Here is a 211-nt window from a genome sequence, read left to right as displayed (position 1 = left end):
TGACTGCTTACGGAAGCAAAATCAAAACCGGATTTACTTTCTTTGATGAAGTTTTCCATCAGCCCTCGCTTGCAGTAAAATTTGATAAGATACCCTGGTGAGGAATCCATGTTTGTGACAACAAAGGTGTACATGTAAACCATCTGGTTTTCCGGCTTTTCAACCTTGCATACCACACGCCGTTCGTAAGGCCATGACTTTGCTTTGTACA

Annotated in this window: 1 protein-coding gene; it reads right to left on the bottom strand. The window is 42.2% G+C overall.

The window, feature by feature from the left end; translation table 11 throughout:
• Nucleotides 1–211 (bottom strand): transposase (locus GPK83_RS17410; RefSeq protein WP_215705124.1); only part of this gene is annotated, 211 nt, incomplete at both ends.

Source organism: Clostridium sp. MCC328, from assembly GCF_018785465.1.
Classification (GTDB): Bacteria; Bacillota; Clostridia; order Lachnospirales; family Lachnospiraceae; genus Pilosibacter; species Pilosibacter fragilis.
The sequence above is the reverse complement of the archived record's forward strand: the minus strand, read 5'-3'. Positions and strand labels throughout refer to the sequence as shown.